Raw genomic sequence first — 20210 nt, 5'->3', positions numbered from 1 at the left:
CCCGACATGGCGAACTCATCCGTTCAGAACCCGCCGGACTCCGCCAACGTCGCCGCGCGCGTCGAGCGGCGCTGGGCGGCCGTGATGCTGGGCATCGTCGTGGTGTTCGTGTGCGTGGTCATCTTCACCGGCCTGCATTGGGCGATGATGCCGCCGTCGCGCGTCGAGACGATCCGGCCGGAGTCGCTGCACGTAGCCGGCGAATTCGTCGAAAGCAATCTCGGCAGCGCGCTGGAGCCGAACGGCTCGGTGACGGTGCGCATCGTCGCGCAGCAGTATTCGTTCACGCCGCAGTGCGTGCTGGTGCCGGCCGACACGCCGATCACGTTCCGCGCGACGAGCGCGGACGTCGTGCACGGGTTCCTCGTGACGGACACCAACATCAACTCGATGGTGGAGCCCGGCTACATCGCGACGTTCCGCACGCGCTTTCCCGAACCCGCCGATCACCTGATGCCGTGCCACGAGTATTGCGGCACCGGCCACCAGGGCATGTGGGCGCACGTGAAGGTCATCGACAAGGCCGCGTTCCAGCAGCTGGCCGCCCAATCGCGGAGACTGAGCTGTGTTAAATAGCAAACGCCTCGTGCTCGCGCATTTCTGGCTCGCGTTCGTCACGTTCGGCGTCGCGCTGCCGCTCGGTGCGTGGCAGATGATCGTGCGCAGTCCTCTGCATGCGTGGCTGCGCGATCCCGAGCTCTACTACCGGTCGGTGACCGAGCACGGCACGGTGATGGGCTACGTGTTCCCGACGCTGATCGCGATGGGGTTCGGCTACGCGGTGACCGAGCTGGCGCTCAAGCGGCCGCTCGTCGGCGTGCGCTGGGCGTGGGGCGGGCTCGCGCTGGTCGCGCTCGGCGCGGTGTCGGCGAGCGTGCCGGTCGCGATGGGGCGCGCGTCGGTCCTGTATACGTTCTATCCGCCGATGATCGGCAACGTGTTCTATTACATCGGCGTCGTGCTGGTCGTGGTCGGCTCGTGGGTGTGGGTCGCGCTGATGTCGATCAATCTCGCCGCGTGGAAGCGCGACCATCGCGGCGAGACGGTGCCGCTCGCGATGTTCGCGAGCGTCGCGGGCGCGTACCTGTGGGGCTGGACGGCGGTGGGTGCGGCGCTCGAGGTGATCTTCCAGATCCTGCCGGTGGCGCTGGGCCTCAGGACGACCATCGACGCGGGGCTCGCGCGCATCTTCTTCTCGTGGACGCTGCACGCGATCGTCTATTTCTGGCTGATGCCCGCGTATATCGCGTACTACACGATCATTCCGCGCGCGATCGGCGGGCGGCTGTACAGCGACGCGATGGCGCGCATCTCGTTCATCCTGTTCCTCGTCGTGTCGATGCCGATCGGCCTGCATCATTTGTTCGTCGATCCGCAGGTCGGCGCGGGCTTCAAGTTCCTGCAGTCGGTGTTCACGTCGCTGGTGGCGGTGCCGACGCTGCTCACGGTGTTCACGATCAGCGCGTCGGTCGAGATCGCCGCGCGGCTGCGCGGCGGCAAGGGCGCGTTCGGCTGGCTCAAGGCGCTGCCGTGGGACAACCCGCAAATGCTCGCGCTGGCGTTCTCGTTCGTGATGCTCGGCTTCGGCGGCGCGGGCGGCCTCATCAACATGAGCTACCAGCTCGACGCGACGATCCACAACACGCAGTGGATCACCGGGCATTTCCACCTGATCTTCGCGGGGGCGATCGTCACGATGTACTTCGCGATCGCCTACGACCTGTGGCCGCACCTGACCGGGCGCGCGCTGACCAACTGGCGGCTGATGCGCTGGCAGCTGTGGCTGTGGTTCATCGGCATGATCGTCACGACGTTCCCGTGGCATTGGGTCGGCATCCTCGGCATGCCGCGCCGGATGGCCTATTACGACTACGCCGATCCGGCGATCGCGGCGCAGGCGGTGTGGGTCGCCATGTCGGCGATCGGCGGGCTGATCCTTGTCGCGTCGGCGATCCTGTTCTTCATCGTGCTGATCCAGGGGCATCGCGCGCCGCGCAGCGAACCCGACGCATACCGCTTCAGCACGCCGGTGCACGAGACGTCGAGCATGCCCGTCGCGCTGAACGGCTTCGCGCTGTGGCTCACGCTGATGATCGGCCTCACGATCGTCAACTACGGCTATCCGATCGTGCAGCTGATGGCGCGCGACGATACGTCGGTTCCCGCCATCGCGGTCGGAGCGCGGCGATGAGCGACGAACGCCTGTTCTCGTTGCGCAACCCGTGGTTCCGCGTCAGCGTCGGCGCAGTGATCGGCGTCGCGCTCGTGTCCGCGGTGATCGGGTTCGTGTGGCTGCCGTCGGCGCAGCCCGATGCGCAGTTCCGGGGCGTCTGGAACGCGATCTGCAGCGCCGCCGGCGTGCCGCGCAAATGGCTCGCGGGCAGCGACAGCACGGTGACGCCGGCCTATCCGGTCAGCCGCGTCGAAGTGACGCCGCAATTGCTGGCGGACGCGACACCGCTGTCGATCGGCCGCGGCGCGACGCTGTCGTTGCGTTGCACGATGTGCCACGGCGAGAAAGGGATGAGCCAGGCGAACACGCCGAATCTGGCCGGGCAATACGCGATCGTCGTGTACAAGCAGATGCTGGATTTCGTGAGCGGCGCGCGGCAGAACGCGGTGATGTCGCCGATGGTGCGCGGGCTCACGGACCAGGACGTGCGGGACCTCGCCGCGTACTACGCATCGCTGCCGCGCCCGGCGTCGACGCGCGCCGGCGATGCGGTCGCGCCGGACATCGTCGTGCGCGGTGCGCCGCTGCGCAACATTCCGGCCTGCGCCGCGTGCCACGGCGGCATCGATCACCAGACGGGCAGCCCGTGGCTCGACGGCTTGCCGGCTGCCTATACGAAAGCGCAGTTGCTGGACTTCGCGAGCGGCGCGCGCCGCAACGACACGTCCGAACAGATGCGCAACATTGCGCGCAACATGACGCCGGACGAAATCGCGGCGGCGGCGAACTGGTATGCGGGCGTGACGCGCTAGGCGTGCGGCTCACCACCCGATCCGGTGCTTCTCCTCGGTCTCCCGGTGCCGCACGTCGTCGTCCGTGTGCAGGTACTGGCTCGTCGTGGTCAGCGATACGTGGCCGAGATTGTCGCGCACGATGCGCAGGTCGATCTGGCCGTCGGCCATGTGCGAGCCCGCGCTGTGCCGCAGCCAGTGCGCGGACGCCTGTTCGAGCACGCGCGCCTGCTGTTCGCCCGCGTCGCCTTGCGCACGCAGCCGGTCGGCCGCGTGCCGGAACACGCTCTTCACGATCGTATGCAGCGCCGCGCGCGTGAGCGGCTTGCGCGCGTGGCCGACCGGCAGCACGAGCGGCGTGTCCTCGTCGGGGCCCGGCAACGCGGGCAGCTGATGCGCGCGCCGGTAGCGCGCGAGCTCGGCCATCATCTCGTCGGTGGCCGGCACGAGCCGCTGCTTGCCGCCCTTGCCGGTCACGTCGAGCCACCAGCGCTCGCGTCCTTCGGCGTCGCGCCGGCAGAAGAACCCGCCCATCGTGTTGTCGGCGGCTTCGGTGATCCGCAGCCCGCCGAGATACAGGAGCGTAAAGAGCCAGCGCGCGCGGTCGTAGTGAAAGCGCGCGCGCGCGTCGTCGCGCGGCATTGCGTCGATCGCGTCCTTGACCGACTGCCACAGCGCCGGGCCGAGATGGCGCGTGATGCGCGGCGCGGGCTTGCGCATGCGCTGCCGCGACAGCGACAACGGATTGCCGGCGAGGTAGCCGGCCTGCACGAGCCACGCGAACATCACGTTCAGGATCACCATCGCCTGCCGCTGGCTGGCCGGCGACAGCGGCCCGTAGAACGGCCGCCAGCGCGGGTCGCCGCGCGGATGCTTGCGTCCGCCGCTCGCGCACCAGACGTCGGCCGGCGCGGGCGCGAGCAGGAACTGCCGGTAGACGAGCAGATCCTCGTGCGTGAGCGACGACAGCGGCTTGCCGCACGCGATCACGGCCCACAGCAGCAGGCGCTCGGCTTCCTTCCGGTAGTTCTGGAACGTGGTCGGCGTATCGACGAAGCGCGCGAGCCAGGCGCGCACCGCGTCGAGGTCATTGGTCGCGGCGATCTGCGCGTGACCCGCGCGCGAGCGGTTGGCGCCGTCGCGTCCGTCGAGCGCGGCCGGCACGGTCAGCGCGTCGATCGGCAGCGGGCGCAGCGCGGAATCGGTGGGGACGGGCGTGGTCATGGGCGTCCGGTCTATTTCCCCGTCGTGCCGCCGGGCAGCGGGCTCGCGGGTCCGCGCTGCGGCGCGGGCAGGCCGATCCGCCGGAACACGAACGCGGACAGCAGCGTGATCGCGCCGACGCACACGAAGGCCAGCATGAACCCGCTCGCAGCCGAGCCCGAGTGCGCGGCGAACAGGTTCACGAGCCCGCCGCCGATCGACACGCCGAGCCCCATCGCGAGCATCTGCATCATCGTGAACAGGCTGTTGCCGCTGGCGGCGTCCGCATGCGACAGATCCTTGAGCGTCACGCTGTTCATCGCCGCGAACTGCATCGAATTGGCCGCGCCGAACACGACGAGCAGCGCGCCTTCCAGCAGCGGCGACGACTGGCCGGACACGAGCGCGAAAGCGGCGATGGTCACGCCGATGATCACCGTGTTGACGACGAGGAACGCCGGGTAGCCGTAGCGCTTCACGAGCGGCGTGATCCGGTTCTTCGCGAGCACGCCCGCGATCGCGGCCGGCAGCATCATCAGGCCCGAGCGCATCGGCGTGTAGCCAAGCTGCACCTGCATCAGCAGCGGCAGCATGAACGGCACCGCGCTCGAGCCGATCCGGCACAGCAGGTTGCCGAGCAGCCCCGCGCCGAAGTTCGGCTCGCGGAACAGCGCGAGCCTGAACAAGGGCCGCGCGCGCCGGCGCGCATACGGAAGGTAGGCGAGCGCGGCGGCGATGCCGAGCGCGGCACAGCCCGTCGACCACGCGGCGCGGTGCGCTTGCGCCGGCGGATCGACCGCGAGCGACAGCAGGATCATCGCGGCCGACAGCAGCGCGCAGCCGATGAAATCGAACGGCGGCGGCTGCGTCGCGTGATCGTGCCGCAGGAAGCGTTGCACGGCGACGAAGCCGACCGCGCCGACGGGCACGTTGATCAGGAAGATCCAGTGCCACGACACGGCTTCCGACAGCCAGCCGCCCAGCGTCGGCCCGAAGATCGGGCCGAGCTGCCCGCCGATCGACACGAACGCGAGCGCCGACACGTACTGTTCGCCGGGCACGCCGCGCAGGACCGACAGCCTGCCGATCGGCAGCAGCATCGAGCCGCCGACGCCCTGCAGCGCCCGCGCGACGACGAGCTGGTCGAGGCTGCGGGCGGCCGCGCAGCACACCGAGCCGAGCACGAACAGCACGATCGCGGCCGACAGCACGCGGCGCGTGCCGAAGCGGTCGGCGAGCCAGCCGGACGCGGGCGTGAGCATCGCCATCGTCAGCGTATAGACGACCACCACCGGCTGCATCGCGAGCGGCGACGCGCGCAGGCTTTGCGCGATGGACGGCAGGGCGGTGTTGACGATCGTCGTGTCGAGCGTCTGCATGAAGAATGCGGACGCGACGATCCAGAGCAGGGCGGGATGTGATGTGTTGCGGGTCATGACGGGGATTCATTGACGCGCGGCTGCGCGATCTGAAAGCGTTTTGTCGGCTTTCGGCGGCGCAGCCGGAAGAGCGTGCCACGAGCGATGTTAGCGGGTTGCAGGGTGGTCGTGAAGACGTATGAAGGTTGGCGCGCGCGATCCGCCGGGCGGCAAGCGGCCATTTCTCCGGACATACCCGGGCAAGTCGACGCACGGTCGCAAGCTATCATTCGAGACGGAGCTTGTTGCCAATCCATTGCCGCCCGACGTCTTCACCTGGGCTTAAGTTTTCGTTGCCTAGAATGCGCTTGATCGCCGCTCCTCCTGAGGCGCGACCTGTTCATCACAGAGGATTCGCATGAAAGAGACATTCATTGCGCTCGCGGCATGTGCCCGATACACGGGCCCCGCATCGAAGGTGAACGTCGAGCAGAACGAGGGCATCCGATGATCTGGCCGAACGCCTGGCGCGTCTCCGCGCTATTCGTGCGCGAGTGGGTCGATCGTCCCGCTGCGGTGGGGGCGCTGTGCCCCAGTTCGCCGCGTCTCGCTTGCGAGATCGCCTCCGCGGTGCCGGCCGGCGACGGGCTCGTGATCGAGCTCGGCGGAGGAACCGGCGCGGTGACGCGCGCGTTGCTGGAGCGCGGCGTTGCCACCGAGCGACTCGTGGTGGTCGAGCGCTCGCACGTGTTCGCGCGACACCTGCACGCGCGGTTTCCGGGCGTGACGATCGCGCACGGCGACGCGGCGGAACTCGACCGGCTGCTGCCGCCCGATGCCCGGGTCGACGCGATCGTGTCGTGCCTGCCGCTGCGATCGCTGCCGCGGCAGGTGGTGTCGACCATCGTCGGGCAATGCCATCGCGCGCTGTCCGGCGACGGCGTCATGATTCAGTTCACTTACGACTTGCGCTCGCCGGCTTACCGCCCGTCTCGATACCCGGGTTTCGTCGTCACCCGGAGTCCTATCGTCTGGAGAAACATCCCACCTGCGCGTATCGACGTGATGCGCAAGCAGGACCGCTAGACCCGCACGGGAGCACAACCCGGCGCAGGCGCTTTGCCCCGGCTTGGGGCAAGCATCTTTCAACAATCCTTCTTTTCCTTCCAGATTCCATTCACGTTCGCGTCACACTGGCTCCCTACAATGCTTTCATTCAGAAAGCATTCACGTAGGGGAAGCCGAAGACATGAAGCGAACGAGACTGGCGGCGCTGCTGTGTGCAAGCGCCTTCGTGCTGGCGGGTTGCGGCAGCGACGACGGGCCGGCGAGCGCCGTGCCCGGGCCGACGGCCGCGCGCAACGTGATCTTTTTCCTCGGCGACGGCATGGGCCTCACGACGCTGACGGCCGCCCGGATCTACGCGGTCGGCGAGGACGGCGAACTGACGCTCGATACGTTGCCCGAAACCGCGTTCGTGAAGACCTACTCGAACGATGCGCAGGTGACCGACAGCGCGCCGTCGATGTCCGCGTACATGACGGGCGTGAAGACCAACAACGAAGTGATCTCGATGACGCCCGATACGAAGGCGCTCGAACCGACCGCGAATCTCACCGGCAACTGCGGCGCGAACAACGGCAAGCCGGCGCCGACGCTGCTCGAGATCGCGAAGGCCAAGGGGCTGGCGACGGGCGTCGTGACGACGACGCGCGTCACCCACGCGACGCCTGCGGCGACCTACGCGCACGTCTGCCATCGTGACGCGGAAAACGACATCGCCGCGCAGCTCGTGCCGGGAGGCGCAGGCTACAACGCCGCGCTCGGCGACGGGGTCGACGTCGTGCTCGGCGGCGGTTCGCAATTCTTCGCGCCGAAGGACGGCGGCGGCAAGCGCAGCGACGGCCGCAACCTGCTCAACGAACTGAAGGCAAAGGGCTACGCGGTCGCGCAGAATCGCGAGGACCTGCTGGCCGCCGACGCGACGAAGGGCGGCAAGCTCGTCGGCCTGTTCGCGTCGAGTCACATGAGCTACGACCTCGATCGTAACGCGACGAAGGAGCCGAGCCTCGCCGACATGACGACGCGCGCGCTCGACGTGCTGCAGAAGAACGCGAACGGCTATTTCCTGATGGTCGAAGGCGGCCGCATCGACCACGCGCTGCACGACACCAACGCGAAGCGCGCGCTGCAGGACACGGTCGCGTTCGACAACGCGATCAAGGCGGCGCTCGACAAGGTGCGCAAGACCGACCCGGATCTGCGCAATACGCTGATCGTCGTGACGGCCGACCACGACCACACGCTGGTGCTGAACGGCTATGCGGCGCGCACCGGCAAGACCGAAACCGGCAAGCCGGGCGTGCTCGGCGTGTTGCGCAGCTACCAGACGGGCTCGATCGCGAAGGACGCCGACGGCGCGCCTTACACGATCATCGGGTTCGGCAATGGCGAGAACCGCGTGCAGGGCAGCCGCGCGGGCACGAACCTCACCGACGCGGTGACCGGCGCGGACGACTACCGTCAGGAAGCGGTCGTGCGGATGGACAAGGGCAGCGAAACCCATGGCGGGACCGACGTGTTCCTCGGTGCGATCGGCCGGGGCGCCGACAACTTCCATGGCGTGATCGAGAACAACAAGGTCTTCGAGCTGGTGCGCAGCGCGGTGCAGCTGTAAGCGCGGTCTCTACAGGTACAGGGGAAAACAGGATGTCGACAATCAAGCGCATCGCAATGGCGACGCTTGCCGTTGCGGGTTTCGCGGGCGGCTCGCTGGGGCAGGCGGCGCATGCCGCCGGCCAGGCGCAGAACGTGATTTTCTTCCTCGGCGACGGCATGGGGCCGACGACCGTGACGGCGAGCCGAATCTACAAGGTCGGCGAGTCGGGGCAGCTGACGATGGAAAAGCTCGCCCGCACGGCGCGCGTCAAGACCTTCTCGAACGATGCCCAGACGACCGACAGCGCACCGTCGATGGCCGCGTACATGACGGGCGTCAAGATGAACAACGAAGTGCTGTCGATGTCGTCCGACACGCGCGCCGTCGCGCCGGGCAACGATGCGAACGGCAACAAGACGGTCAACAACTGCGCGCCGGGCAACGGCAAGCCGGCCGCCACGCTGCTGGAGCTGGCCAAGGCGCGCGGCAAGGCGGTCGGCGCGATCACGACGACCGAGCTCACGCACGCGACGCCCGCCGCCACCTATTCGCACATTTGCCATCGCGACGCGCAGTACGACATCGCCGCGCAGGCGGCGCCGGGCGGCGCCGGCTACAACGCGGCGCTCGGCGACGGCGTCGACGTGCTGATGGGCGGCGGCCGCAATCACTGGACGCCGTTCGATCTCGCCGCCAACAAGCGCGGCCGGGCGGACGGGCGCAATCTGCTCGACGAAATGAAGGCGAAGGGCTACACGGTCGTGGCGACGAAGGATCAGCTCGCGCAGGCGGGTGGCGGCAAGCTGATCGGCCTCTTCAGTTCGACGAGCCATCTGGAATACGAACTCGATCGCGTCGCGGGCAAGGGCGAAGGCGCGACGCAACCGAGCCTGGCCGAGATGACGTCGAAGGCGATCGACCTGCTGTCGAAGAATTCGAACGGCTATTTCCTGATGGTCGAAGGCGGCCGCATCGACCACGCGCTGCACGGCACCAATGCGAAGCGTGCGCTCGAGGACACGGCTGCATTCGACGACGCGATCCGCGTTGCGCTGTCGAAGGTCGATTTGTCGAACACGCTGATCGTCGTGACGGCCGACCATGACCACACGATGACGATCAACGGCTATTCGAAACGCGGCAATCCGATCCTCGACATCAGCCGCAGCTATCGCGACGGCCAGCCGAGCAAGGACGCGGACGGCAACACGTACACGACGCTCGTCTTCGGCAACGGCGCGAACCGCCCGAACGTGCGCGCGCCGGTGGATTCGGCGACGGCGCTCGACAACGCGTATCTGCAGGAAGTCGGCGTGCGGATGGGCAGCGCCGGCTCCGAGACGCACGGCGGCGGCGACGTGATGCTGTTCGCCGACGGTGCGGGCGCGAAAGCGTTCAAGGGCACGATCGACAACACGAAGGTGTTCGGTCTCGTCAAATCCGCGTTCGGCTTCTGAATGAGGCGGCGTGATGGAAGCCGGGGACGCGTGATGAAACGAAGCATCGGCGTGATCGCATGCTGGCTCGCGGCAGCGCCCGCCTTCGCGGCAGGAGCTCTCGACGCCGTGCTGCTGCACGAAAGCCGGACGGTGACCGCGGACGGCGTGACCCGCATCGTGACGTATCGCGAGAGGATGGTTCGGCGCGACGGGCATGTCTGGGTCGAGCGTGTGCGGCCCGTTGCATCCGAAGGCGGCGGACACGACGAACGCGGCCACGACCACGATCCGGGTCGCGTTCATCCGGATACAAAGCGCGGTGGCGTGCAGCCGGCCGCGACCCATGCCGGGCACAAGCACTTCAACTTCCAGGCTGCGGCGCGGCACGTGACGTACGACGGAAAGGCGGTGCGGATCGAGTATGTCGACGCGGCGGACAGGACCGTCGTGCGGGTGCCGCCGGCGGAGTACGAAACGACGGGCTTCGACGGTTCGTGGGACAACGCGTACTACATCACGCCGCCATCACGGTTGAAACGGCTCGGTGTAACGAGGCCCGGCAGTGCGCCCGGCACCCGCTGGTACGAACAGACGATCGATACGCCCGGCGCGCGCGGCGTGAACCGGATACTTTGGAGCGAGCGGCTGCAGGCGCCGCTCACGGTCGAATATCGGGGTGCCGACGGCCGTGTCGCGCGCAAGCTGACGTTGACGCAGGTTTCGGCCGCCCATGGCGAAGGCCTGCCGTGGCAAACGCTTGAAGCCTACGCGCATAAGGAATACGCGGATTATCTGGATTGACGGAGCGCTGCATAACGATAGCTGAATTGCTTGGTTCGGGATCGCCATCGGCGGTCGTATCGTGCTCGAACGATCCGAACCAGGGAGCATGCAACGATGAGTCGAGATGTGCTGTTTTTGCTGGAGCCGGGCTTCAGCGATCCGAAGCATCCGGGTGAGCGTTTCGTCTGTCCGCACGGGCTGTCGATCGAGGGGCTGCTCGCGAGCGACCCGGCGCGCGCGGCGTCGCTCGACGTGAAGCGCGTCGGCTTCGTGCGGCCGCGCCACGACGTGATCGCCGCGCTCGACGACGCGCATCAGGGCCTGCCGACGCTGGTGCTCGGCCGCGACCAGCCGGCGCCGCCGGACGCGCTGGCGCTCGGCGACGTGCGCTACGTCACCGATCCGCGCCGCATCCTCGAACTGCTCGCGCAACGGCACGGCTTTCCGAAGGTGCATTGAGGCGGGACGCCGCCGATCCTGAGCGGCGCGCATCCGTTCGACAGCGGCGCGCCGCAGCGTTGCAAAACCATGACATCAACGACGCACCCGAGGCGAACGCCTCCGCTACGTAAAGGTTGTTGACAGTTCGGTAAGCGGAGGAAATAATGAGAATTATTATCATTCTGGGCGTGATGCTCGCTCATCCCGTAACAATGTGACAGGCTTGCACCGCGACTCCGCTCATTCCCCGTTGATCGCCGCATTCGTCAAGCATTACGAGGAACTCGTCAACCATGTCCGGCATCGCTTCGGCGATCGTTCGTTCGCCTGTGACGTCGTGCAGGATGTCGGGGTGCAACTGCTTCAGCGGCCGCCCGGCGAAAGCGTCCATACGCCGCTTGCCTTCTTGCGTCACCTGTCGATCCATCGCGCGATCGACCGTTGGCGAGGCGACGAAGTGCATGCGAATCATACGGAGCTGGCCGGCATCGTCGTTCCCGACATGCGCTCGGATGATGTCGACGGGGCGCAGGCACTGAGCTATCAGCAGACCGTGCGGGAACTCGAGCGGATCATCGATGCGTTGCCGGCGCGCTGTCGCGAGGTGTTCATCCTCCACAAGCTGCACGAGCTGTCGCAGGATGAAGTGGCGGCGCAATTGCGGATCTCGCGTAATATGGTCGCCAAGCATATGGCCCGCGCGATGACGGCCCTCTCTCCGATCCTGCAGAGTACTCTGCACACCTAGACGGCAAATGCCGATGTTGCCAGAGCCTTCCCGTAGTCAACCATCGAACTCCCTTCCCGACGGCTCGCTCGACCCCTTCAAGGATGCGTTGCGCGCACGTTACCCGCTCGACGAGATCGTCCGCCGTGCGTCGCGTCGCCGGGCGATCCAGCGCACCGTCGGCGGCACGGTGTCGTGCGCCGTTGCGGCCGCCGCGATCTGGTTCGTCGATCCGGCCTATCGCGTCGACACGCTGGCGACGACGGTCGGCGAGCACCGCGCGTGGTCGCTCTCCGACGGCAGCCGGCTCGCGCTCAATACCGGCTCCGCGGCGCGCGTCGAGTGGCGCGTGCGGTCCCGTCAACTGTTCGTCGAGCGTGGCGAAGTATCGATCGACGTCGCGCATTCCGCGCTTCGGCCGCTCGTCACGCATGCGGGCGACGTGACGATTCGCGATATCGGCACGTCCTTCGCGGTTCGTCGCGATGCGCAGGCGGTGCGGGTCGGCGTCGTGTCCGGCGCGGTGGAGGTGGCTGCGGGGCCGGGCGTTGCGACGACGCTGCGGCCGAATCAGGCGGTCGTCGTCGCGGCGGGCCGGATCGGTGCGCGCCGGCCGTTCGACGCCGCCGACGCGCTCGGCTGGCGCGACGGGCGGCTGGTGTTCGACGGCACGCCGTTGCGTGCCGCCATTGACGAGATTCGCCGCTATCGGGCCGCGCCGGTCGAGCTCGACCCGCGCGCCGCGAACCTGCGGCTGTCCGGCCAGTTCAATACCGACAACGTCGACGCGCTGCTCGACATGCTGCCGGGCGTGCTGCCGCTCAAGGTGACGCGCGCCGCGGACGGCACCGTGACCGTCGCGCGCCGCTGATCCGCGACGCGGCAAAAAAATTTTCATTCCGACGTCAACAAACCCGCCGGGCAATCCGGCAATCCTCGTGAGAGTCATCGATTCAATCCGATTCAAGCGAGGAGTAGCAGCATGGGTGTTGCTGGGCGCCACCTGGGGGTGGGGCGGGTCGTATGCGTGGCGGTTGCGAGCGGCTGTCTGTCGGGGCAGGCATTGGCGCAGGGCGAGGAAGTGTCGTTCGACATTCCCGCCGGGCGTCTCGATCGGGCATTGAATGCGTTCGCGCGCCAGTCGGGCGCGCAGCTGCTGTTTTCGACGGCCGTCGCCGAGCAGCGCACCGGTCGGGCCGTGAAGGGCAGGATGACCGCCGCCGCCGCGCTCGACCAGCTGCTGACGGGTTCCGGCCTGCAGGCCCGGGCGACCGGCAAGAGCACGTTCACCGTCGAAGGCGCGGCGCCCGCCGCGCCGCCGAAAGCCGCGCCGGGCGAGAGCCGCGCCGCGCAGACGGTGGAGCTGGAGGCCATCCAGGTGTCGGGCGATCGCACGCACAGCGATCTCGTGCGGCCGACGCGCCAGATCACCGTCATCGGCCGCGACGAGCTGCGCGACCTCGAGGCCGGCTCGAACAATCTCGCGACCGTGCTCAGCAAGGCGGTGCCCGGCATGGCCGATTCCAGCCGCACGGTGACCGACTACGGCCAGACGTTGCGCGGCCGGAGCATGCTCGTGCTGGTCGACGGCGTGCCGTTGAACACCAACCGCGACTCCGCGCGCAACCTCGCGAACGTCGATCCGAACAACATCGAGAAGCTCGAGGTGCTGCGCGGCAGCAGCGCGCTGTATGGCGCCGGCGCGTCGGGCGGCATCGTGTCGATCACGACGCGGCAGCCCGGCGGGGAGCCGCGCGCCGAGACCACGTTCTCGATGACGTCGCCACTGTCGCATCTCGGCAGCGGCGGCCTCGGCGGCACGGTGCAGCAGTACTTCGCGGGCAGCCGCGGGCCCTTCGAATACGAATTCAGCACCAGCGCGCAGCATGTCGGCAGCGCGTACGACGCGCGCGGCCACCGGATCGCGCCGGAGCCCAGCCAGGGCGACCTGTTCGACTCGAACATCTATAACGTCGAAGGCAAGCTCGGCTTCCGGATCGACGCGAACCAGCGCATCGTGTTGTCGGCGAGCCACTACGACGCGAAACAGGACACGCATTTCGGCAGCGATCCGGCGGTGGCGAAGCTGCCGCCCGGCTCGGCCGTCGCGCGCGCGAAGGACGGGCTCCAGCTCGACGACCAGAATCGCATCCGCAATACGATGCTCAACCTGCAGTACGTCCACAAGGATGTACTCGGCAGCGAGGTGGCGGCGCAGTTCTACTACCGGAACTACTTCACGCGCTTTGCGCCGTTCGATGCGCGCGCCGTCGCGACGCGCGGCAACAATATCGACCAGGTAATGCAGGATTCGCGCGTGTTCGGCAGCCGCCTGACGATTACGACGCCGCTCGACGGCGCCGGCCGCACGAAGCTCCAGTGGGGCGCCGACTTCAACCAGGAACGCAGCGACATGCCGGACGACATTTTCTCGCCGTCGGCCTACGATGCGAGCGGCGGCCTCGTCTACCGCAAGATCGGCTCGCTGACGTACCTGCCGCCGCTCACGACGCGCAGCGTCGGCGGGTTTGCGCAGCTGCAGCACAAGTTCAACGACAAGTGGTCGGCGGAGGCGGGGGTGCGCTACGAGCACGCGAGCGCGAGCTTCGACAGCTTCGTGCCGCTCTCGCAGCTGCGGCTCGCGAACAAGTACACGGTGCCGGGCGGCTCGACGGGATATGGCGCGTGGCTGTTCAATGCCGGCGTCGCATATGCGCCGGTGCGCGGGCAGGAAGTCTACGCGTCGTTCAGCCAGGGATTCCAGTTGCCCGACGTGGGCCTGCAGTTGCGCAATGCGACCGCCGGGTTCGACATCCATTCGTCGAGCCTCGAACCCGTCAAGATCAACAACTACGAGATCGGCTGGCGCGGCAGCCTCGGCAATCATGCGGACGGCACGCTGGCGCTCTTCTACACGACGTCCGAGCTCGGCGACGTGCAGAGCTTCAACAACGGCCTGATCCTGACGCGCACGGCCGAGCGGATCGCCGGCGTCGAGGCCACCGTCGACTACGCGTCGGACGACGACAAGTGGGGCGCTGGCGGCACGATCACCTACCTGCAGGGCCGCGAGCGGCCGCAGAACAGTGCGAACTTCCAGGACATGACGGGCTACCGCATTCCGCCGCTCAAGCTCACCGCCTATCTCGAATACCGGCCGAGCTCGCGCTGGAGCAACCGCTTGCAGGCGACGTTCTACGCGGCGCGCGACTACCGGCTCAACGACAAGGTCAGTTTCGGGCGCATGGACGTCGGCAGCTATACGACGCTGGACCTGATCTCGCGCTACCAGGTCACCAAGAAGGACCGGGTGACGATCGGCGTCGAGAACCTGCTGAACCGCTATTACCTGCCGCAGTACAGCCAGCTCATGCGCAACAGCAACAACACGAGCCGCCTGCCTGCCGCGGGCGCCGTGCTCACCGCCAGCTATACCCACCGCTGGTAAGCGCGTGCGGCGTTCCAAAGGACGCCGTGCGCATCGTAGATGTAATGAGACGCAATCTCATTCAATTTTCGCCAATCCTCGATAGGGAGGGAGTGATGATCGGCAAAAGCATCGTCGACTGCGTAGGCGGCACGCCGCTCGTGCGGCTCGACCGTCTGTACGCAGGGCACCATGCCGAAGTCTTCGCCAAGCTGGAAATGCTGAACCCGGCGGGCAGCATCAAGGACCGTCCGGCCCGCTACATCGTCGAGCGCGGTCTCGCCGACGGCACGATCGCGCCCGGCGCGCACGTGATCGAGAGTTCGTCCGGGAACCTCGCGATCGCGCTGGCGATGGTCTGCCGGCTGAAGGGCTTGCGCTTTACCGCGGTCGTCGACCCGAAGATCTCGCCGACCAACCTGAAGATCCTGCGCTGCTACGGCGCGGGCATCGAGCAGGTCACGCGCAAGGACAGCCAGGGCGGCTATCTCGAGACGCGCATCGCGCGCGTGCAGGAGATGCTCGCCGCGGACGCAGGCGCCGTGTGGATCAATCAGTACGGCAATCCGCGCAACTGGGAAAGCCACTTCCACGGCGAGGGCGACGAGATCGCCCGCGCGCTCGATCGGCCGGCCGACCTGCTCGTGCTCGGCGTCAGTACGTCGGGCACCGTGCTCGGCATCGCGCGCCGCCTGCGGCAGGATTGGCCCGATCTGAGGGTCGTGGCCGTCGACGCGGTCGGTTCCGTGCTGTTCGGCGCGCAGCCGGGCCCGCGCGAATTGCCCGGCATCGGCGCCAGCCGCGTGCCGGAGCTGCTGTGCCGGGACGACATCAATGCGGTCGAGCATGTCGACGATTACGACGCGGCGATGGGATGCCGGCGGCTGCTCGACCGCGAAGGCATCTTCGCCGGCGGATCGTCCGGCGCCGTGGTCGTCGCGATCGAGCGCCTGCTCGCGCGCGCGATGCGTCCGCTGCGCATCGTCACGCTGCTGCCCGATCGCGGGGAGCGCTATCTCGACAGCGTCTACGACGACGACTGGCTCGCCCGGGTGGCGGCCGCGCGCGTCACCGGCGTCCGGCCGGACGCCGCGCCGCTTTCTTCAACTGTTCTCGAAGAGGTTCACTGACATGACCCATTCCACCCATCCCGGCCTGCTCTACCTCGGCCGCCAGGACCTGATCGCCCTCGGCGGCGATCGCTCGCAGCCTTACGTCGACGCGATTGCCGACGGGCTGGCGCTGCACGCGCGGCGCGCGTTCGTGCAGCCGCTGAAGCCGTATCTGCGCTGGCCCGGCGCGGATCACATCGCCGACCGGATCATTGCGATGCCGTGCTACGTGGGCGGCAACGACCCCATCGCCGGGCTGAAATGGATCGGCAGCCGGCAGCACAACCCGTCCCGCTTCGGGCTCGAGCGCGCGAGCGCGGTGATCGTTCTGAACGACGCCGACACGAACTATCCGGTCGCGATCATGGAAGGCGGGCTGATCAGCGGGATGCGGACCGCCGCGATCAGCGCGGTGGCGACGCGGCATCTCGCGCGTGCGGGCTTCGCGGACGTCGCGTGCATCGGCTGCGGCCCGATCGCGAGGATGCAGATGCAGACGCTGCTCGAGCAGTTCCCCGGCATCCGCCGCGTGCACCTGTTCGACCTGTCGGGCGACGCGATGCGCGCGTTCAGCCGCGAACTGACGGCGCGCTTTCCGCACGTCGCGTGCGAGGAAATGGCGAGCGCGGAGCTGGCGGTGCGCGCGGCCGACGTGATCGTGACCTGCACGGTCACCGACACGCCGTATCTCGAGTACGCATGGCTCAAGCGCGGCGCGTTCGTCTGCAACGTATCGATCATGGACGTGCACAAGGAGGTCTACGAGAAGGCGGACAAGGTGATCGTCGACGACTGGGACCAGTCGAATCGCGAGAAGAAGATCATCAACCAGCTGGTGCTCGAAGGGCGTTTCAGCCGCGAGCGCCTGCACGCGGAGCTGGGCGAGATCGTGATCGGCGAGCGTCCGGGGCGCGAGCGCGACGACGAGATCATCCTGCTCAATCCGATGGGCATGGCGCTGGACGACATGGTCTGCGCACGCCACTTCTATCGCCTCGCGACCGAGCAGGGCGTGGGCACGCGGTTGCCGCTGCTATGACGGGCGTCGAGACCCGAACCGGCCGGCCGTCGATGCCGGACGATCCGGTGGCGCGGCACGACGGCGTCGACCGGCTGCTCGCGCAGGATCTGCTCGACGCGCTGTGGCTGGAGGATCTGTACGGCTTTCGCGATCGCACGCGCTGGCTGGACGGCGACGACGGCAGCGACACGCTTTCGCTGGCGCTCGGCGGCGGCGCGACGCTGCAGTGGCGCGGCGTGCGGCTGCACGGCCTGCGAGCGCTGCGGCTCGCGAGGACGGGGGCAGCCGTGTGCATCGCGAGCGCAACGGGGCGGCGGCCGCTGAGCGCCGCGCAGACGCTCGATGCGCTGCAGCGCGCGCACGGGTGGCCCGCGTACAACGCGCGCCTCGCGCAGTTGTTCGCGCTGGCGGAGCGCCAGATCGCCAAGACGTTTGCCGCGCAGGCGCGCTGGCTGGCCGAGCTCGCGGGCGCGCCGCGCAGCCTGATGGCGTGGGAGGCGATCTGCTGCCTGCGCGACCGGCCGTTTCATCCGCTTGCGCGCGCGAAGGTCTGGCCCGGCAGCCCGGGCGATGCGTACGAGGTGGAAGCGGGGCGGATTGCGCTGCACTGGGTCGCGGTTCCGCGCGACGCGCTGTGGTCCGGCGACGCCGGCACGCACGCGCCTGCCGATGCCGATCCCCAGCCGGTCGCCCGCGCGGTGCTGGATGCGGACGCGTGCGCCGAGCTCGCGCGGCGTGCGGGCGAGCGCGGCATCGATCCGGCCGCGCTGTGGCTGCCGGTCCATCCGTGGCAATGGGACCATCTGCAACGGCAGCATCCGCCGCTGGCGGCGCGCTGCGTCGACCTCGGGGCCGGGCCCGGCACGGCGCGGCCGACCGCGTCGCTGCGCACGCTCGGCATCGGCGCGGGCGAACGGGTGCACCTGAAGCTGTCGCTGAGCGTGCAGGCGCTGGGCGCGTCGCGCGTGATGCCGCCGCGCTATCTGCACAACGCGGTGCTGGCAGAGCGTTGCCTGCGCGCGCTTTGCGCACGCGACGCGTGGCTCGGCGCGCACCTCGAACTGTGCGACGAGCGCGCGTGGTGGGCGCTCGGCACGGACGGGACATTGATCGGCGAGCAGGGCGAACTGGCGTGCGTGCTGCGGCGCTACCCCGACGGCGACGGCTGGCTGCTGCCGATGGCCGCCTGCGCGGCCTCGACGACCGACGCGCGCCTGCCCGCATTCGACACGCTGTGCGGCGCGATCGAAGCCGACGCGTTGGCCGAAGCCGCGAGCGAACGCGCATGGCGGATGTTCGAGCGCATCGCGCGCCTGCTGATCGGGCTCGGCTTGCGCTGCTTCGCGCGCGGCGTGATGCCCGAGCTGCACGGCCAGAACGTGCTGCTGCGGGTCGACGCGAACGGGCCGCGGGGCATCGTGCTGCGCGATCACGACACGCTGCGGATCTGCCCGTCCGCGATGGCCGGGGCCGGTATCGAGACGCCCGACTACGCGATCGACCGCGGCACGCCGAACACGCTGATCCTCGACCAGCCGGACGCATTGCTCGCGTATTTCCAGACCCTCGCGATCGAGGTCAACCTGTACGCGATCATCGCGGCGCTCGCGGAGCGTCACGGCGACGACGAGGCAACCGGGTGGCGCATCGTCGAACAGGTGCTGCGCGACACCCTCGAAAGCGTGTTCGGCGCGTCGCCGGCACACGCGCGTATCGAGCATGCGCTGTTCGACGCGCCCCGATGGCCATTCAAGCAGCTGCTCGCGCCGCTGGCCGCGCGCGCGACGCTCGGCACCGGGATGCCGAGCGGGATCGGCGCGATACCCAATCCGCTGCGCGGCGCCCGCCCGCCGCGCACGGAGCCGCGCCCATGACGCGTCGCCCGAATGTCGCGGTCGCGACGCTGGTCGGCTGTCAGGGCGTGATCACGCTCGGGCTGATGGTGCTCGTGCCGATCATGCCGTTCTACCTGCATGACCTGGGCGGCGGTGCCGGCCTCGACGCGGCACGCTGGACGAGCATCGCGCTGGCGGCTCCCGGCGTCGGCGCGCTGCTCTGCGCGCCTTTCGCGGGGCGATGGTGCGAGCGGTTCGGGTATCGGCGCGCGCTGCTGCTCGCGCTCGCGCTGTTCGTCGCGAGCATGACGACGATGGCGGTGTCGCACGACGTCGTGACGTTCGTGGCCGGACGCCTGCTGCAAGGCGCCAGCACGGTCGGCGTGATCATCACGGCGTTCATCGCGCGCGTCAGCGACCCGGCGGCCCAGGGGCGCTCGCTCGGCTGGCAGGAGTCCGCGGTCGCGGCGGGCGCGCTGGCGGGGCCGGTGCTCGGCGGCGTGTTGCAGGATCACTGGTCGGTGCGGCCGCTGTTGCTCGGGGTGGCGATCTGCACGGGCGTCGCGCTGCTCGTGCTGGCACTCGGCCTGCGCGAGCCGGACGGGCGTGCGGCGACCGACGACGCAGGCGACGCGCGAGCACGTCGTGCGTGGCTTGCCGATCCGGTCCTGCTGCGCTGGCTCGTCGCCGGCGCGCTGACGCAGGCCGGCGCCTTCGCGCTCGTCAACGTGTTCGCGCTGTTCGTCGACATGCGGCTTGCCGGCACCGCATCGATCGCGAGCAAGACCGGGGTGCTGCATGCGCTCGGCTGGGCGGCGACGCTCGTGGCCGGGCCGTGGTGGGGCGCGCGAAACGATCGCGGCAACCCGGCGCGCCACTTCGTCGCGGCCGCGCTGGCATGCGCCGCGGTGCTCGCGCTGATGCCGCTCACGTCGCAGCTGTGGCAGATCGGCGCGTTGCGCATCGCGCAGGGCGCCTGCTATGCGGCACTGGCGCAGTCGGCGTTGCTGCTCTGTTGCCGGGCGGCGCCGCCCGCGCTGCGCAGCCGCGCGACCGTCGTATCGAAGAGTGCGATGGTGCTCGGGCAGTTGCTCGGGCCGCTCGCCGTGCTCGTCTTCCTTCCGTTTGCCGGCCCCGCCGCGACCCTTTGGCTGACCGCGGCGATGTTCGTCACGGCGGCTGCGGTCGCGTGCTCCGCGCCGGTCGGCCGTCCTTTTTCCGTTTCCGATTCGAGGTAAGAG

At 68.7% G+C, this 20210-nt stretch carries 17 protein-coding genes; 15 read left to right on the top strand and 2 right to left on the bottom strand.

From position 1 onward, the window contains the following. The first annotated feature begins 6 nt into the window (after positions 1-6). From B7P44_RS25975 to B7P44_RS25965, 3 genes are read left to right on the top strand one after another with little or no spacing between them, the layout of a single operon-like run. Positions 7-576: a cupredoxin domain-containing protein gene (locus B7P44_RS25975; protein WP_084908795.1), complete on the top strand. Its 570-nt coding sequence runs from the start codon at positions 7-9 to the stop codon at positions 574-576. Further along, on the top strand, positions 566-2191 hold the full coding sequence (locus B7P44_RS25970) for a b(o/a)3-type cytochrome-c oxidase subunit 1 (protein WP_084908794.1): 1626 nt from the start codon (positions 566-568) through the stop codon (positions 2189-2191). The genes B7P44_RS25975 and B7P44_RS25970 overlap by 11 nt, the downstream gene beginning before the upstream one ends. Next, on the top strand, positions 2188-2985 hold the full coding sequence (locus B7P44_RS25965) for a c-type cytochrome (protein WP_084908793.1): 798 nt from the start codon (positions 2188-2190) through the stop codon (positions 2983-2985). The genes B7P44_RS25970 and B7P44_RS25965 overlap by 4 nt, the downstream gene beginning before the upstream one ends. 9 nt (positions 2986-2994) lie before the next feature. On the opposite strand, the gene B7P44_RS25960 is transcribed toward B7P44_RS25965, so the two are convergent. Both B7P44_RS25960 and mdtD read right to left on the bottom strand, forming a co-directional pair. After that, entirely contained in the window at positions 2995-4188 is a 1194-nt protein-coding gene (locus B7P44_RS25960; RefSeq protein ID WP_088511525.1) for a tyrosine-type recombinase/integrase, read from the bottom strand. Between the two features lie 11 nt (positions 4189-4199). Continuing rightward, positions 4200-5603 carry a multidrug transporter subunit MdtD gene (gene mdtD, locus B7P44_RS25955; protein ID WP_084908792.1) on the bottom strand — a complete coding sequence of 468 codons (1404 nt, stop codon included), beginning with the start codon at positions 5601-5603 and terminating at the stop codon, positions 4200-4202. Positions 5604-6032: 429 nt separating this feature from the next. Between mdtD and B7P44_RS25950 the strand changes: the two genes are divergently transcribed. From B7P44_RS25950 to B7P44_RS25895, 12 genes are all read left to right on the top strand, one after another. Next, entirely contained in the window at positions 6033-6611 is a 579-nt protein-coding gene (locus tag B7P44_RS25950; protein ID WP_084908791.1) for a class I SAM-dependent methyltransferase, read from the top strand. Between the two features lie 163 nt (positions 6612-6774). Further along, positions 6775-8202, top strand: coding sequence for an alkaline phosphatase (locus B7P44_RS25945; RefSeq protein ID WP_084908790.1), 1428 nt, complete (start codon positions 6775-6777; stop codon positions 8200-8202). A 32-nt stretch (positions 8203-8234) separates the two neighbouring features. After that, positions 8235-9641 (top strand): alkaline phosphatase, encoded by a 1407-nt coding sequence (locus B7P44_RS25940; protein ID WP_084908789.1) that lies wholly within the window; start codon positions 8235-8237, stop codon positions 9639-9641. Between the two features lie 33 nt (positions 9642-9674). Next, positions 9675-10424: a hypothetical protein gene (locus tag B7P44_RS25935; protein ID WP_084908788.1), complete on the top strand. Its 750-nt coding sequence runs from the start codon at positions 9675-9677 to the stop codon at positions 10422-10424. 96 nt (positions 10425-10520) lie between these two features. Further along, positions 10521-10865: a DUF3088 domain-containing protein gene (locus B7P44_RS25930; RefSeq protein WP_084908787.1), complete on the top strand. Its 345-nt coding sequence runs from the start codon at positions 10521-10523 to the stop codon at positions 10863-10865. 196 nt (positions 10866-11061) lie between these two features. Next, positions 11062-11595 carry an RNA polymerase sigma factor gene (locus B7P44_RS25925; protein WP_231716703.1) on the top strand — a complete coding sequence of 178 codons (534 nt, stop codon included), beginning with the start codon at positions 11062-11064 and terminating at the stop codon, positions 11593-11595. Positions 11596-11608: 13 nt separating this feature from the next. After that, a complete protein-coding gene (locus tag B7P44_RS36005) occupies positions 11609-12445 on the top strand; it encodes a FecR family protein (RefSeq protein ID WP_157915381.1) in 837 nt (278 codons plus the stop codon). A gap of 111 nt (positions 12446-12556) precedes the next feature. Further along, positions 12557-15022, top strand: coding sequence for a TonB-dependent receptor (locus B7P44_RS25915; protein ID WP_084908786.1), 2466 nt, complete (start codon positions 12557-12559; stop codon positions 15020-15022). A 95-nt stretch (positions 15023-15117) separates the two neighbouring features. Further along, complete coding sequence (gene sbnA, locus B7P44_RS25910; RefSeq protein WP_084908785.1) at positions 15118-16131, top strand: 2,3-diaminopropionate biosynthesis protein SbnA; 1014 nt, start codon at positions 15118-15120, stop codon at positions 16129-16131. A gap of 1 nt (position 16132) precedes the next feature. Continuing rightward, entirely contained in the window at positions 16133-17152 is a 1020-nt protein-coding gene (gene sbnB, locus B7P44_RS25905; protein ID WP_084908784.1) for a 2,3-diaminopropionate biosynthesis protein SbnB, read from the top strand. Continuing rightward, positions 17149-19008 (top strand): IucA/IucC family protein, encoded by a 1860-nt coding sequence (locus B7P44_RS25900; protein WP_084908783.1) that lies wholly within the window; start codon positions 17149-17151, stop codon positions 19006-19008. The genes sbnB and B7P44_RS25900 overlap by 4 nt, the downstream gene beginning before the upstream one ends. Continuing rightward, positions 19005-20207 (top strand): MFS transporter, encoded by a 1203-nt coding sequence (locus tag B7P44_RS25895; protein WP_084908782.1) that lies wholly within the window; start codon positions 19005-19007, stop codon positions 20205-20207. Before B7P44_RS25900 ends, B7P44_RS25895 begins: the two co-directional genes overlap by 4 nt. Positions 20208-20210 lie beyond the last annotated feature (3 nt).

Source organism: Burkholderia ubonensis subsp. mesacidophila (assembly GCF_002097715.1).
GTDB lineage: Bacteria > Pseudomonadota > Gammaproteobacteria > Burkholderiales > Burkholderiaceae > Burkholderia > Burkholderia mesacidophila.
The sequence above is the reverse complement of the archived record's forward strand: the minus strand, read 5'-3'. Positions and strand labels throughout refer to the sequence as shown.

Excerpts from the sequence above, each read along its gene's own strand:
- sbnB (WP_084908784.1), top strand. The coding sequence starts at position 16,133 with ATGACCCATTCCACCCATCCCGGCCTGCTCTACCTCGGCCGCCAGGAC.
- B7P44_RS25940 (WP_084908789.1), top strand. The coding sequence starts at position 8,235 with ATGTCGACAATCAAGCGCATCGCAATGGCGACGCTTGCCGTTGCGGGT.
- B7P44_RS25935 (WP_084908788.1), top strand. The coding sequence starts at position 9,675 with ATGAAACGAAGCATCGGCGTGATCGCATGCTGGCTCGCGGCAGCGCCC.
- B7P44_RS25930 (WP_084908787.1), top strand. The coding sequence starts at position 10,521 with ATGAGTCGAGATGTGCTGTTTTTGCTGGAGCCGGGCTTCAGCGATCCG.
- B7P44_RS25960 (WP_088511525.1), bottom strand. The coding sequence starts at position 4,188 with ATGACCACGCCCGTCCCCACCGATTCCGCGCTGCGCCCGCTGCCGATC.
- sbnA (WP_084908785.1), top strand. The coding sequence starts at position 15,118 with ATGATCGGCAAAAGCATCGTCGACTGCGTAGGCGGCACGCCGCTCGTG.
- B7P44_RS25950 (WP_084908791.1), top strand. The coding sequence starts at position 6,033 with ATGATCTGGCCGAACGCCTGGCGCGTCTCCGCGCTATTCGTGCGCGAG.
- B7P44_RS25915 (WP_084908786.1), top strand. The coding sequence starts at position 12,557 with ATGGGTGTTGCTGGGCGCCACCTGGGGGTGGGGCGGGTCGTATGCGTG.
- B7P44_RS25900 (WP_084908783.1), top strand. The coding sequence starts at position 17,149 with ATGACGGGCGTCGAGACCCGAACCGGCCGGCCGTCGATGCCGGACGAT.
- B7P44_RS25975 (WP_084908795.1), top strand. The coding sequence starts at position 7 with ATGGCGAACTCATCCGTTCAGAACCCGCCGGACTCCGCCAACGTCGCC.
- mdtD (WP_084908792.1), bottom strand. The coding sequence starts at position 5,603 with ATGACCCGCAACACATCACATCCCGCCCTGCTCTGGATCGTCGCGTCC.
- B7P44_RS25895 (WP_084908782.1), top strand. The coding sequence starts at position 19,005 with ATGACGCGTCGCCCGAATGTCGCGGTCGCGACGCTGGTCGGCTGTCAG.
- B7P44_RS25945 (WP_084908790.1), top strand. The coding sequence starts at position 6,775 with ATGAAGCGAACGAGACTGGCGGCGCTGCTGTGTGCAAGCGCCTTCGTG.
- B7P44_RS36005 (WP_157915381.1), top strand. The coding sequence starts at position 11,609 with ATGTTGCCAGAGCCTTCCCGTAGTCAACCATCGAACTCCCTTCCCGAC.
- B7P44_RS25965 (WP_084908793.1), top strand. The coding sequence starts at position 2,188 with ATGAGCGACGAACGCCTGTTCTCGTTGCGCAACCCGTGGTTCCGCGTC.